The organism is Streptomyces sp. NEAU-YJ-81, assembly GCF_017592595.1.
Taxonomy (GTDB): domain Bacteria; phylum Actinomycetota; class Actinomycetes; order Streptomycetales; family Streptomycetaceae; genus Streptomyces; species Streptomyces hygroscopicus_B.
In genome coordinates, this window is sequence record NZ_JAGFNO010000006.1 from 353675 (window position 1) to 366894 (window position 13220).

Here is a 13220-nt window from a genome sequence, read left to right on the forward strand (position 1 = left end):
ATTCCCGCGCCGGACTTGTCACTTGGTCATGGCAGGATCCCCTGTCATGACCAAGTGGGGGAAATCCGGACGTCTGTGGATCGCGGCGGTCGCCGCGATCCTGCCGGCCATCGCGGGCTGCGGCGAGAAGAAGCCGGGCGGCCCGGCCGCGTCCGAGCTGGGGTTCCGGCATTACGCCGGGGCGGTGCAGTACCCGGCGATCACCAAGGACAGCGGCGGTGAGCACGGGCTCGACGCGCTCGTGCCGTACGGCGACTGCGTCCTCGGCCTCGGCACGTACAGCAACGGCCACCGCGACGTGGGCGTCAACTGGACCGGCGACGCGGCCTGTACGAAGCTCTCGCTCGATCCGGCGCCGGAGACCGGGGCCACCCCCGGCGAGGTGCCCGGGGACATGGCTCCGGGAAACGGCGCCGAGGGCTGGGGCGGCGGCGGACTCGCCGGGAGGGCGGTGCTGCCCGGCGAGGACGGCTCGGTGTACGCGGCCGGTACGTCCCTCTCGCGCCTCGACCGCTCGGGGCGCGTCCACCGGCTGGCCGACCTCGAGGTCCCGCCCGTGGAGCCGGATCCGGATGCCGAACCGGGCGCCCGGCACCCGGGCGGCGCGGCCGTCATGGTGCGCAGTGGGCAGCGGCTGGTCCTCGGCGGTTCGGTGACCGAGAAGCGGCGGCTCGTACCGACGGTGTGGATCTCCGCGGACCAGGGAAGGACCGTCCGGCGCCAGCGGCTCCCGGAGCTGCCCGCCGCTTCGGACGCCTCCCTCACCAGGACGGGCGTCCTGGCCATGGCCGCCGAGGGCCGCCGGATCGTGGCCATCGGCGGCAACGCCCAGGGCCAGGGGCGGCCACGGTTGCCGGTATGGGCGTCCACGGACGGCGGACGCACCTGGCGGGCCGCGCTCACCCCCCGGCTGCACGGCTACGCCCCGGTGAGCGGCGTGCTGTGGCACGACGGCCGGTGGATCGCCTACGGCGCCCGGTCCTACGGCGGCCGCGAGGACTACGGCAAGCCCGACCGGCCGTCCGTGCTGACCAGCGCGGACGGCCTGCACTGGACGGTCGAGGACACCTCGGCGCTGGGCGAGGGGCGGATACGGGGCGCGAGCGTCGATGGCTCGGGCGCGCTGGTGCTCCTCGGCCTCCGCAGCGGGGAGCACATCTTCTGCGGCATGGTGTGGACCGGAGGCTTCGGCGAGGACGCCGAGCGGGCCGAGCTCGGCTGCGGCGATTCGCTGCCCTCGGCCATCACCACCCGCGCCGACGGGAAGGTCGTCATCGCGGGCAGCAATGACCTGTGGGTGGGCGGCGCCTCCGCCCGCCGCGCGGTCAGCCGCTGATCAGCCGCTGAGCAGAAGGGCCGCCAGGGCGCCGACCCGGTTCGTGGTGATGCCGTCGACGCCCGCCCGCAGCAGCCGGGACATCGACCGCCGGGTGTCGGCGGTCCAGGCGGAGACCAGCAGCCCGTCCGCGTGATGGCGGGCGACCAGCTCACGGGAGACCAGCCCGAAGCGGTAGTTGAGCCACCGGGGGCGCAGCGCCGCCAGCAGCGCCGGACCCGGCGGGGCGAGCGTGGTCCAGGTCAGCGCTATCTCGGCGGGCGGCTCCGCGCGGCGCACGGCGTGCAGGGCCGCCAGGGCGCCGCAGTAGTACACCCGGTCGCCCGCCCCGCTCTCCCGCACCTGGGCGACGGTGGCGGGCGCGGCCGACGCGTCCGGCAGATCGATCAGCAGCCGGGTGGAGCCGGCGCACGCGAGGGCCTCGCGCAGGGTCGGGACGCCCCCGCCGGTCAGCTGCCGCACCTCGTCGGCGGTCAGCCCGGACAGCGGCCGGTCCCGGCCCCAAAGCCGCTTCAGCGTGGCGTCGTGGAGCAGCACCGGCACACCGTCCCGGGTCAGCCGTACGTCGATCTCGACCGCGCCCGCCCCCGCGCGCACCGCGGAGCGGATCGAGGGCAGGGTGTTCTCACGGCACACATACGGGTCGCCGCGGTGGCCGACCGGGACGCATCGCGCCCCCGCCGCCCTCACCGGTCCGCGACCGCCGTGTAGGCGTCGATCTCCGCGGCGAGCCGCGCCTTGCCCTCGGCGTCCAGGAAGGACGCCTCGACGGCGTTCTTCGCCAGGGCCGCGACGCCCGCCGCGTCCAGGTCGAGCAGCCGGGCCGCGACCTGGTACTCGGTGTTGAGGTCGGTGCCGAACATCGGCGGGTCGTCGCTGTTGATCGTGACGATCACCCCGGCATCGACCATCTGCTTCAGGGGGTGCTCATCGAGCGTGGCGACGGCGCGCGTGGCGAGGTTGGAGGTCGGGCAGACCTCCAACGGAATGCGATGCTCCGCGAGATGGGCGAGCAGCTTCGGATCCTGGACGGCGCTGGTGCCATGGCCGATGCGCTCGGCCCGCAACTCGATGAGGGCGTCCCAGATCGTCTGCGGTCCGGTGGTCTCGCCCGCATGCGGCACGCTGCGCAGCCCGGCGGCGATGGCCCGGTCGAAGTACGGCTTGAACTGGGGGCGCGGCACCCCTATCTCCGGGCCGCCGAGTCCGAAGCCGACCAGCCCCTCGGGGCGCAGCTCACAGGCGATCCGGGCGGTCTCCTCGGCGGCCTCGAGACCGGCCTCGCCGGGAATGTCGAAGCACCAGCGCAGCACCGTGCCGAACTCCGACTCGGCCGCCTTACGGGCGTCCTCGATCGCCTCGACGAAGGCGGTGTCCGGGATGCCGCGCCGGGTCGAGCTGTAGGGGGTGACGGTCAGCTCGGCGTAGCGGATGTTCTGCCGGGCCATGTCGCGGGCGATCTCGTAGGTCAGCAGCCGGACGTCCTCGGCGTCGCGGATCAGGTCCACCACGGAGAGATAGATCTCGATGAAGTGCGCGAAGTCCCGGAAGACGAAGTACTCGGCGAGGGCCTCGGGGTCGGTGGGCACCTTGGAGTCGGGGTGCCGGGCGGCCAGCTCGGCCACGATGCGCGGGGACGCCGACCCCACGTGGTGCACATGGAGCTCCGCCTTGGGCAGCCCGGCGATGAAGGTGGTCAGATCGGTCAACGAAACCTCCGGGAGACGCCCGCCGACGGCGGGTTCCGGTCATCGTATGGTGTGTCGCCGACGGGTTCGCCACAGGCCGTAGCATGGGCGGACGTCTTTGTGGGGGAGCTTCATGGCCGACCAGCACGACCCGTCCGAGCCGCAGGATGAGCCACGGCGGCCCGGGCAGCCGAGGCAGCCCGAACCGCGCGAGCGCGATCCCTGGGCTCCTCCGGCGCAGCGGGTCGCGATGGACAAAAGCCCGATGGACCAGGCGGCGGCCGAACAACGGCAACCGGCTCCCCGCCCCCCGGTGGCCGAGCAGCCAACCCTCACCTCCTATACCGCCATGCCGGGCCAGACGCCCCCGCCCCCTCCGCCGCCCCCGCCGGGCCCCGTGGCCGCGCCGGGCGCGGTGCCCCCACCGCCGCCCGCGCCGACCGGCCCCGGGACGCCCAGCGCCTATCCGGCCGCCGGGCCGTACGGCCCGGCGGGCTACGGGCCGACCGGATACGCCCAGCCGGGATACGGCCAAGCCGGATACGGGCAGCAGGCGCCCGCCAAGCAGTCCCCGTACGGCGGGGTGCCGGGCTATCCCGGCTACGGCTACCCGGGCACCGCCCACCCGGGCGCGGGATACTCCGGCTCCGGATATCCGGGCACCGCCTACCCCGGCGCCGCCTACCCAGGAGGGACGTATGGCCAGGGCTGGCCGGGCGGGACGTATGTGCCGAACAACGGCCATGGCACGGCCGCCCTGGTGCTCGGCATCATCGGCCTGGTCCTCTCCCCGAGCATCGTGCTCGGCATCATCCTCGGGGTGCTCGCGATCGTCTTCGGGGTGCTCGGCCGCGCCAGGGCGGCAAGCGGCGAGGCGACCAATGGCGGTTCGGCGCTCGCCGGGGTGATCCTCGGGGTGGTCGCCGTGGTGGCGAGCGTCGCCATGGTCTTTGTCTACATCGCCACCGAGGACGACGGCTCGGACAGCGGTGACGATCCGGGCTATGCCGATGTCTCGGCCGCGGCGGTGCTCCCGCTCGCCGATATCAGCGGCTGACGCCCCTACCGCGACGCGACCGGCCTCCCGGGACGCTCCCACCCCTCACCGACAGGCGCCGCCGACAGCCGCGCCGACCTGGGCAATCGAGCTGTCCCGGGATGCGGCATGCCCATAACATTGCCGGACGTTTACCAGGAGGGGAGACCACCGATGTCCAGCGCCATGCCCGGCCCGCCGCAGGATCCGTACGACCCCCAGGCCAATCCCTACGCCACGCCCGCGCCGCCGGCCCAGCCACCGCAGTACCCCGGAGCCGGCTACCCCGCCGCGCCGCCCGTCTACCCGGGGGCGGCCGGGATGCCGATGCGGTTGAACAACGGCATGGGCACGGCCGCGCTGGTCTGCGGCATCGTCGGCCTGGTCTGCGGGATCACCTACTTCCTGTGGGTCTTCGCGGTCATCCTCGGCATCCTGGCGATCGTCTTCGGCGCCATAGGCAAGGGGAAGGTCGGCCGGGGTCAGGCGAACAACGGAGGCTCGGCCACCGCCGGTCTGGTCTGCGGAATCATCGGCATGGTGCTCCCGGTGATCTACGTCGCGGCGGTGGACGCCGCCATCGACTCCATCTTCTAGACCGGCCGTCTTCCAGACCGGCCGTCCGGACCGACATCCGGACCGACGTCCGAGCCGGGCATCCGGACCGGCGTCCGAGCCGGGCATCCGGACCGGCGTCCAGCCCGGCTGTCCAAACCGTCGGTCCGGACCGGGATCCGGCGCGGAAACGGTGACGCCGGGGCCGCTCTGGTCACTGAATCCGTCGCGAAATCAAAAAGCAACAACGGAATCCCTTGTTGAAGCGAAGGCTCTCTGTCAGGATCAGCCTTCAATTCCGGTTGGAGCTACGCCACGCCTCTTTGGGGCGGACCGGCGGAGGAGAGCGCGATGGATCAGCGGTTCGACGTGACGGAGCGGTTCGCCGACGGTGCCCAGTACATCGCGGGCCGCCTGCGCCAGGGCAGCTCCGAGAGCACGCATCAGGTCGTCGACCCGGCCACCGGCGAGCAGGTGTTCAGCTACCGGCTCGCCGGTGCGGCCGATGTCGACGCCGCCGTGGCCGCGGCCGAGGCCGCCTTCCCCGCATGGGCGGGCGCCACCCCCGGCGAGCGGTCCGACGCGCTGCACCGCTTCGCCGCGGTGCTCACCGAGCGGGCGGACGACCTCGCCTATGCCGAGTCGCTGCAGTGCGGCAAGCCCATCAAGCTCAGCACCGAGTTCGATGTGCCCGGCTCCATCGACAACACCTCCTTCTTCGCGGGCGCCGCCCGCCAGTTGGAGGGCAAGGCCGCCGGCGAGTACAGCGGCGACCACACCTCGTACATTCGCCGTGAGCCCATTGGGGTCATCGGCTCCATCGCCCCCTGGAACTACCCCCTCCAGATGGCGGCCTGGAAGGTCCTCCCGGCCATCGCCGCGGGCAACACCATCGTGCTGAAGCCCGCCGAACTGACGCCCCTGACCTCGCTGATGTTCGCGCAGGCGGCCACCGAGGCGGGCCTTCCTGACGGCGTCGTCAACGTGGTGAGCGGCACCGGTCCGGAGGCGGGCGAGTGGCTGGTCTCCCACCCCGCGGTGGCGATGACCTCCTTCACCGGATCGACGGCGGTCGGCAAGCGCGTCGCCGAACTCGCCACCTCCACCGTCAAGCGGATCCATCTCGAACTCGGCGGTAAGGCGCCCTTCGTCGTCTTCGACGACGCGGACCTGGAGGCCGCCGCGCACGGCGCCGTCGCGGGTGCGCTGATCAACAGCGGACAGGACTGCACCGCGGCCACCCGCGCGTATGTCCAGCGCCCGCTGTACGACGCGTTCGTCGCCGCCGTCGCCGATCTCATGGCGTCCGTACGGCTCGGCGACCCCTTCGATCCGCACACCGACCTCGGCCCGCTGGTCTCCCACGCCCAGCGCGACCGCGTGGCGGGCTTCGTGGACCGGGCCCGCGGCTACGCCACCGTCGTCACCGGCGGCGACGCCCCGGGCGGCGACCTGGCCAAGGGCGCCTACTACCGGCCCACGCTCATCGCCGGCGCGCCCCAGGACAGCGAGATCGTCCAGTCCGAGATCTTCGGCCCGGTCCTGGCGGTCCTCCCCTTCGACGGCGACGACGAGGGGATCGCACTCGCCAACGACACCCCTTACGGTCTCGCCGCCTCCGCCTGGAGCCGCGATGTCTACCGGACGGGCCGCGCCTCCCGCGAGCTCCGGGCGGGTTGCGTCTGGATCAACGACCACATCCCGATCATCAGCGAGATGCCGCACGGCGGTGTGCGGGCGTCCGGCTTCGGCAAGGACATGTCGGCGTACTCCTTCGAGGAGTACACGCAGGTCAAGCACGTGATGTTCGACAACACCGCAGTGGTCCGCAAGGACTGGCACCGCACGGTCTTCGGGGATCGACAGACCTGACCGACAGACCTGAATGTGCGGCCACCTCCGCGTGGCCTCGGCCGGCCGCCACCGGCCGACACCCTCGAAAGGCACAGCTTATGGAAGCACGGCACGAGTCCGAGAGCCTGTCCCCACCGCAGATCGCCGCGATGCGGCGCTCCATGACCAGCGGCCGGATGGCGCTCACCCGCCGCTCCCTGCTGCGTGCGGGAGGCGCCGGGGCGATCGCCGTCGGCGGGCTCGGGGCGCTCGGCGGCTGCGGTATCCCGCCCGCCGGGCGCACCGACGCGAACAACGCCTCCGATGACCACTCCGACGAGGAGAAGAAGGTCAACTTCTCCAACTGGTCGGAGTACATGGACATCAGCGAGGACAAGAAGCGCCACCCCACTCTGGACGAGTTCCAGCGGCGCACCGGTATCGCGGTGAAGTACACCGAGGACATCAACGACAACGTCGAGTTCTTCGGGAAGATCAAGCCGCAGCTCGCCGCGGGCCAGAACATCGGCCGTGACCTCATCTGCGTCACCGACTGGCTGGCCGCCCGCATGATCCGGCTCGGCTGGATGCAGAAGCTGGACGCGGCCAATCTGCCGCACGCGTACGCCAACCTGGCCGAGGGCTTCCGCACCCCCGACTGGGACCCGGGCCGCGCCTACTCCTATACGTGGACCGGCATCCCCGCCGTCATCGCGTACAACAAGAAGGCCACCGGCGGCCGTAAGGTCACCTCCATCACGCAGCTCCTGGAGGACCCGAAGCTCAAGGGCCGGGTCGGCATGCTGACCGAGATGCGCGACACCGTCGGGCTGACCCTGCTAGACATGGGCAAGCGGCCGGAGGACGTCACCGCCGACGACTACGACGCCGCCCTCGCCCGCATTCAGAAGGCCGTCGACCGCGGGCAGATCCGCCGGTTCACCGGCGGTGAGTACACCGGCGACCTCGGCCAGGGCGACCTGGCGGCGTGCGTGGCCTGGGCGGGCGACCTCGTCCAGCTCCAACTGGACAAGCCCCAGGTGGAGTTCGCCGTCCCGGACGCGGGCTATATGACCTCCACCGACAATCTGCTGATCCCGAACAAGGCGCGCCACAAGAAGAACGCGGAGCGGCTCATCGACTACTACTACGAGCCCAAGAACGCCGCGAAGGTCGCCGCCTTCATCAACTACGTATGTCCGGTCGACGGGGTCCGCGATGAGCTGGCGAAGATCGACAAGGACCTGGCGGAGAACCCGCTGATCATCCCCGACGAGGAGATGACCGCCAAGTCTCATGCCTTCCGTTCGCTGTCGAGCGAGGAAGAGACAGCCTTCGAGGAAAAGTTCACCAAGCTCACCGGCGCCTGACAGACGAGGGAAGCCACCCCATGACCGACCCCAGTGCCACCCCCGCCTCCGGCGGCGATGTCCGTCTCACCGGGATCAGCAAGACCTACGGGTCCTTCACCGCCGTCCAGCCGCTCGATCTGTACGTGCCCGCCGGCTCCTTCTTCGCCCTGCTCGGCGCCTCCGGCTGCGGCAAGACCACCACGTTGCGCATGATCGCGGGACTGGAGGAGCCCACCAGCGGCATCGTCCGGCTCGCCGATGAGGACATCACCGCCCTCCCGCCCCACAAGCGGCCCGTCAACACGGTCTTCCAGAGCTATGCCCTCTTCCCGCACCTCGACATCTTCGAGAACGTCGCCTTCGGACTGCGCCGGCGCGGCGTCAAGTCGGTGAAGAAGCAGGTCGAGGAGATGCTGGAGCTGGTCCAGCTCGGCGACTTCGCCCGCCGCAGACCGCAGCAGCTCTCCGGCGGCCAGCAGCAGCGCGTCGCCGTCGCCCGCGCCCTGATCAACCACCCGCGGGTGCTGCTGCTCGACGAACCGCTGGGCGCGCTCGACCTCAAGCTGCGCCGTCAGATGCAGCTGGAGCTCAAGCGCATCCAGACCGAGGTCGGCATCACCTTCATCCATGTCACCCACGACCAGGAGGAGGCCATGACCATGGCCGACACGGTCGCGGTGATGAACGGCGGCCGGGTCGAACAGCGCGGCGCCCCCGCCGACCTCTACGAGAACCCCGGCACCACCTTCGTCGCCAACTTCCTCGGTACCTCCAACCTCATCGAGGCCGAGATCACCGACAAGAGCGGCGGCGACCTCGTCCTCGCAGCCGCCGGCGGCAAGCTCTCGCTGCCCGCCGACCGATGTAGCGCCCCCGTCCGCACGGGAGGGAAACTGCTGGTAGGGGTGCGTCCCGAGAAGATCACCCTGACCCACGCCGAGGACGCCGGGACCATCCCCGCGGGGCGCAACCGGATCACCGGACGGATCGCCGACTCCAGCTTCATCGGCGTCTCCACCCAGTACCTCATCACCACCCCGGGCTGCCCCGAGATCACCGTCTACGAGCAGAACATCGAGCGTGACGCCCGGCTCGTCCCCGGCGCTGAGGTCGTCCTGCACTGGAACCCCGCCCACACCTTCGGCCTCGACGCGACCCAGGACATCGACGCCGGTACGGAGCTGGACGAGGAGGCCCCATGAGTGCGACGGCGACTCCCGACGCCCCGCCGGACGCCGCCGGGCCCGTACCCGAGCCCGTACAGAAGCCACCCCTCCTCAAGCCCGCCGTCCGCAAGCGGCTGGTGCCCTACTGGCTGCTGCTCCCCGGCATTCTCTGGCTGCTGATCTTCTTCGCCGCGCCGCTGATCTACCAGGCCTCGACCTCCGTCCAGACCGGCTCCCTCGAAGAGGGCTTCAAGGTCACCTGGCACTTCCAGACCTACTGGGACGCGCTGAGCGAGTACTACCCGCAGTTCCTGCGCTCGGTGTTCTACGCCGCCACCGCCACCGTGATGTGCCTGGTGCTCGGCTATCCCCTCGCGTATCTCATCGCCTTCCGGGCGGGCCGCTGGCGCAATCTGGTGATGATCCTGGTCATCGCGCCGTTCTTCACCAGCTTCCTGATCCGCACCCTCGCCTGGAAGACGATCCTGTCCGACGGCGGCCCGGTGGTGGGCGCGCTCAACTCGCTGCACATCCTGGACGTCACCAGCTATCTGGGGATCACCGAGGGACAGCGGGTGCTGGCCACCCCGCTCGCGGTGGTCTGCGGGCTGACGTACAACTTCCTGCCCTTCATGATCCTCCCGCTCTACACCTCGCTGGAGCGCATCGACCCCCGGCTCCACGAGGCCGCGGGCGATCTCTACGCCCGGCCCGTCACCACCTTCCGGAAGGTGACCTTCCCGCTGTCCATGCCGGGGGTCGTCGCGGGCACACTGCTCACCTTCATCCCCGCCACCGGCGACTACATCAACGCCGAACTGCTCGGCTCCGCCGACCAGAAGATGGTCGGCAACGTCATCCAGTCGCAGTTCCTGCGGGTCCTGGACTATCCGACGGCGGCGGCGCTGTCCTTCATCCTCATGGCGGCCATCCTGACGATGGTCACCGTCTACATCCGCAAGTCCGGGACGGAGGACCTGGTGTGACGGCCCTGACGCGCTGGATACGGCGGAACCTGGTGGTCATCGCGGGGCTCGGCACCCTCGCGTATCTGATCCTGCCCAACGTCGTCGTCCTGGTCTTCTCCTTCAACAAGCCCAACGGGCGCTTCAACTACGAATGGCAGCGGTTCTCCACCGAGGCCTGGACCGATCCGTGCGGCGTCGCCGACATGTGCGGCTCGCTCTCGCTCAGCCTGAAGCTCGCGATATGGGCGACGATCGGCGCGACCCTCCTCGGCACGATGATCGCCTTCGCACTGGCCCGCTACCGCTTCCGGGCCCGCTCCGCGGTCAACAGCCTGATCTTCCTGCCGATGGCCATGCCCGAGGTCGTCATGGCCGCCTCGCTGGCCACCCTCTTCCTCAACATGGGCGTCGACTTCGGCTTCTGGACGATCCTCATCGCCCACATCATGTTCTGCCTGAGCTTCGTCGTGACGGCCGTCAAGGCGCGGGTGATGTCCATGGACCCCCGGCTGGAACAGGCCGCCCAGGACCTCTACGCCTCCCCGGCGCAGACCTTTGTGCGCGTCACCCTGCCGATCGCCGCGCCCGGTATCGCCGCGGGCGCGCTGCTGTCCTTCGCGCTCTCCTTCGACGACTTCATCATCACCAACTTCAACGCCGGTTCGACCGTGACCTTCCCCATGTTCGTCTGGGGATCCGCACAGCGCGGCACGCCCGTGCAGATCAATGTGATCGGAACGGCGATGTTCGCCGTCGCGGTGCTGTGCGTTCTCGCCGGCCAACTGGCCGGCGCCCGCCGCAAGAGGAGCTGAAAACCATGGCCACGGACGCCATGACCCGCTCGCCCGGGGGCGACAGCGCCCCCGGCCCGTCCGCCCTCAAAGCCCTGGCCGACGCCGCGTACCGGCCGTACTGGCTGGACGACCCCGGCAGGCCCCGCCCCCGCCCCGCCCTCGTCGGGGAGGAGCACTGCGATCTGCTCGTCGTCGGCGGCGGCTACAGCGGACTGTGGACCGCCCTGATCGCCAAGGAACGTGACCCCGACCGCGAGGTGGTCCTGGTCGAGGGCCAGGAGATCGGCTGGGCCGCCTCCGGACGCAACGGCGGCTTCTGCGCCGCCTCCCTCACCCACGGCCTCGGCAACGGCGCGGCCCGCTGGCCCGATGAGCTGGCCGAACTCGAGCGGCTCGGCCACCGCAACCTCGACGCCATCGAATCCGCCGTCGAGCGCTACGGCATCGACTGCGACTTCGAACGCACCGGCGAGATCGATGTGGCCACCGCGCCCCACCAGGTCGAGGAGTTGCGCGAAGCCGTCGAACAGGCCGGTGCCCTCGGCCTGGAGCCGCCCGAGTTCCTCGACCGCGACGCGGTGCGCGCCGAAGTCGACTCGCCCACCTTCCTGGCCGGGCTGTGGGACCGCCGGGGCGTGGCCATGGTGCACCCCGCCAAGCTCGCCTGGGGCCTGGCACGGGCCTGCGCCGAGCTGGGCGTACGGATCTACGAACACACCCCGGCCGAACGGCTGGCGAGCAGCGGGGCGGCGATGGCCGTCCGTACCCCCTACGGCCGGGTCCGCGCCCGCCAGGTGGCGCTCGCCACCAACGCCTTCCCCGCCCTGGTGCGCCGCGTCCGCCCGTTCATCGCGCCCGTCTACGACCATGCGCTGATGACCGAACCGCTCACCGAGGAGCAGCTCGACGCGATCGGCTGGCAGCGCAGGCAGGGACTCAGCGACACCGCCAACCACTTCCACTACTTCCGGCTCACCGCCGACCGGCGCATCCTGTGGGGCGGCTACGACATCGTCTACCGCTACGGCGGACGGGTGCGCGCCGAATACGATCACCACCCGGCCACCTACCGCACCCTCGCCCAGCACTTCTTCCAGTGCTTCCCGCAGTTGGAGGGCGTGCGCTTCAGCCATGCCTGGGGCGGTGCGATCGACACCTGCTCGCGCTTCTCCGCGTTCTTCGGCAGCGCGCACGGGGGGCGGGTGGCGTACGCGCTCGGCTATACGGGCCTGGGGGTCGGGGCGACCCGCTTCGGGGCCGAGGTGATGCTCGATCTGCTCGCCGGTGAGCGCACCGAGCGCACCCGCCTGGAGATGGTCCGCAGCAAGCCCCTGCCCTTCCCGCCGGAGCCGGTGCGCTGGGCGGGCATCGGCATCACCCAGTGGTCCATGACCCGGGCCGACGAGAACGGCGGGCGCCGCAATCTGTGGCTGAAGGCCATGGACAAGGTGGGGCTGGGGTTCGACAGCTGAGCTGAGCCGGGCCGCGGTTGCCCTGGGCCGTTCCGCGTGGCCTGGGGCCACCGCGGCCCGCTTTCAGCTAGCCGCCGGGGCTCGACCGGCTCGAACCGTCACCCTGGCTGATCCGGCTCAGCGAGAGCATCGCCCACAGCAGCAGACCGGACAGACACCAGCTCGCGACCGTGTCCAGCGGCCAGTGGTAGCCGCGCCGGACCAGCCCGGCGGCCACGGCGAGGTTCAGTACGGCGACGGCCACCAGGAGGGGCCGCCGTAGCCGCGGGCGCAGGAGAGGGCGGAGGAGCAGCGCCGCCGCGCCATAGGCGACGGCGGCCGTCGCGGCATGGCCGGAGGGGAAGAATCCGGTCTCGCCCGCCAGCGGACCCGGCGGGCCGGGGCGGTCGATCAGCGCCTTGAACGGAACCACCAGTGCCGGAACCGCCGCCATCGCCACCGCGGCGGCCAGCGGCGGCAGCCACCAGCGCGGCTCTCCCGCGCGCCGGGCGCACCACGCCGCCCAGCCGAGGGCGACGGCGAGGACGGGGACCGCCACCGCCGTATTGCCGAGGTCGGCGAGGAACTCGGCGACGGGGGAGGGGAGCGCCGAGCCGGAGATCGCGCGGCCGAGCCGTTCGTCGTAGGTCCGCAGGGGGCCATGGGCGGCGATCTGCCAGGTGCACAGCGCGAGCAGTGCGATCAGTGCGAGGGGTGTGAGGAGCGCGGGGAGCGCGAGGGGCGCGAGGGGCGCGAAGAACGGCGCTTGGGGCGCGGAAGGGGAGTGAACAGTCGGCAGCCCCGGAACAGGGGGGGTAGTTCCGGGGCCGCCGTGGCGACCGGTGTGCCGCGCGCCCCGGGGGGTTTGGGGCGGGCGGCCGTCCGATCGGTGAGGAGATCCGGAGCCGGAGGCTCCAGTGGTGTGCGCGAGGGCACAGCCGGGTCGGGGCTGGGGAAGCACCGGCTCGGCATCGCCCGCAGTCCCCTGCGAGCGGGGTGTTTCTCTCATCTGGAATGACCGTACGGCAGCGAAGCCCCGCC

General features: G+C 71.3%; 12 protein-coding genes. 9 read left to right on the forward strand and 3 right to left on the reverse strand.

What is annotated here, in order from left to right; genetic code table 11:
* Positions 1-46 precede the first annotated feature (46 nt).
* Positions 47-1336 (forward strand): hypothetical protein, encoded by a 1290-nt coding sequence (locus J5X86_RS17725; protein ID WP_208517743.1) that lies wholly within the window; start codon positions 47-49, stop codon positions 1334-1336.
* Here J5X86_RS17725 and J5X86_RS17730 read toward each other — a convergent pair whose 3' ends face one another.
* Both J5X86_RS17730 and J5X86_RS17735 read right to left on the reverse strand, forming a co-directional pair.
* Positions 1337-2026, reverse strand: a complete 690-nt coding sequence (locus tag J5X86_RS17730; protein WP_208517744.1) for a glycerophosphodiester phosphodiesterase — start codon at positions 2024-2026, stop codon at positions 1337-1339.
* Complete coding sequence (locus J5X86_RS17735; RefSeq protein ID WP_208517745.1) at positions 2023-3045, reverse strand: adenosine deaminase; 1023 nt, start codon at positions 3043-3045, stop codon at positions 2023-2025. Before J5X86_RS17735 ends, J5X86_RS17730 begins: the two co-directional genes overlap by 4 nt.
* A 112-nt stretch (positions 3046-3157) precedes the next feature.
* On the opposite strand from J5X86_RS17735, the gene J5X86_RS17740 reads away from it, so the two are divergent.
* From J5X86_RS17740 to J5X86_RS17775, 8 genes are all read left to right on the forward strand, one after another.
* Positions 3158-4081 (forward strand): DUF4190 domain-containing protein, encoded by a 924-nt coding sequence (locus J5X86_RS17740; RefSeq protein WP_208517746.1) that lies wholly within the window; start codon positions 3158-3160, stop codon positions 4079-4081.
* A gap of 153 nt (positions 4082-4234) precedes the next feature.
* Entirely contained in the window at positions 4235-4657 is a 423-nt protein-coding gene (locus tag J5X86_RS17745) for a DUF4190 domain-containing protein (RefSeq protein WP_208517747.1), read from the forward strand.
* Positions 4658-4966: 309 nt separating this feature from the next.
* Complete coding sequence (locus tag J5X86_RS17750; protein ID WP_208517748.1) at positions 4967-6487, forward strand: gamma-aminobutyraldehyde dehydrogenase; 1521 nt, start codon at positions 4967-4969, stop codon at positions 6485-6487.
* 80 nt (positions 6488-6567) lie between these two features.
* On the forward strand, positions 6568-7818 hold the full coding sequence (locus J5X86_RS17755) for a spermidine/putrescine ABC transporter substrate-binding protein (RefSeq protein WP_208517749.1): 1251 nt from the start codon (positions 6568-6570) through the stop codon (positions 7816-7818).
* Positions 7819-7838: 20 nt separating this feature from the next.
* Positions 7839-9002 (forward strand): ABC transporter ATP-binding protein, encoded by a 1164-nt coding sequence (locus J5X86_RS17760; protein ID WP_208517750.1) that lies wholly within the window; start codon positions 7839-7841, stop codon positions 9000-9002.
* The gene (locus tag J5X86_RS17765) at positions 8999-9952 is read left to right on the forward strand and encodes an ABC transporter permease (RefSeq protein ID WP_208517751.1); all 954 of its coding nucleotides are present in this window, start codon (positions 8999-9001) and stop codon (positions 9950-9952) included. Before J5X86_RS17760 ends, J5X86_RS17765 begins: the two co-directional genes overlap by 4 nt.
* Complete coding sequence (locus tag J5X86_RS17770) at positions 9949-10746, forward strand: ABC transporter permease (RefSeq protein WP_208517752.1); 798 nt, start codon at positions 9949-9951, stop codon at positions 10744-10746. The genes J5X86_RS17765 and J5X86_RS17770 overlap by 4 nt, the downstream gene beginning before the upstream one ends.
* Positions 10747-10751: 5 nt before the next feature.
* Positions 10752-12200: an NAD(P)/FAD-dependent oxidoreductase gene (locus tag J5X86_RS17775; RefSeq protein ID WP_374229261.1), complete on the forward strand. Its 1449-nt coding sequence runs from the start codon at positions 10752-10754 to the stop codon at positions 12198-12200.
* Between the two features lie 67 nt (positions 12201-12267).
* Here the strand turns inward: J5X86_RS17775 and J5X86_RS17780 are convergent, their stop codons facing one another.
* Positions 12268-13188 (reverse strand): phosphatase PAP2 family protein, encoded by a 921-nt coding sequence (locus J5X86_RS17780; RefSeq protein WP_208517753.1) that lies wholly within the window; start codon positions 13186-13188, stop codon positions 12268-12270.
* Positions 13189-13220 lie beyond the last annotated feature (32 nt).

Bases quoted from the DNA above. Each gene is read 5' to 3' on its own strand.
- J5X86_RS17780 (WP_208517753.1), bottom strand. From the start codon at position 13,188: ATGAGAGAAACACCCCGCTCGCAGGGGACTGCGGGCGATGCCGAGCCG.
- J5X86_RS17775 (WP_374229261.1), top strand. From the start codon at position 10,752: ATGGCCACGGACGCCATGACCCGCTCGCCCGGGGGCGACAGCGCCCCC.
- J5X86_RS17760 (WP_208517750.1), top strand. From the start codon at position 7,839: ATGACCGACCCCAGTGCCACCCCCGCCTCCGGCGGCGATGTCCGTCTC.
- J5X86_RS17740 (WP_208517746.1), top strand. From the start codon at position 3,158: ATGGCCGACCAGCACGACCCGTCCGAGCCGCAGGATGAGCCACGGCGG.
- J5X86_RS17755 (WP_208517749.1), top strand. From the start codon at position 6,568: ATGGAAGCACGGCACGAGTCCGAGAGCCTGTCCCCACCGCAGATCGCC.
- J5X86_RS17725 (WP_208517743.1), top strand. From the start codon at position 47: ATGACCAAGTGGGGGAAATCCGGACGTCTGTGGATCGCGGCGGTCGCC.
- J5X86_RS17745 (WP_208517747.1), top strand. From the start codon at position 4,235: ATGTCCAGCGCCATGCCCGGCCCGCCGCAGGATCCGTACGACCCCCAG.
- J5X86_RS17750 (WP_208517748.1), top strand. From the start codon at position 4,967: ATGGATCAGCGGTTCGACGTGACGGAGCGGTTCGCCGACGGTGCCCAG.
- J5X86_RS17765 (WP_208517751.1), top strand. From the start codon at position 8,999: ATGAGTGCGACGGCGACTCCCGACGCCCCGCCGGACGCCGCCGGGCCC.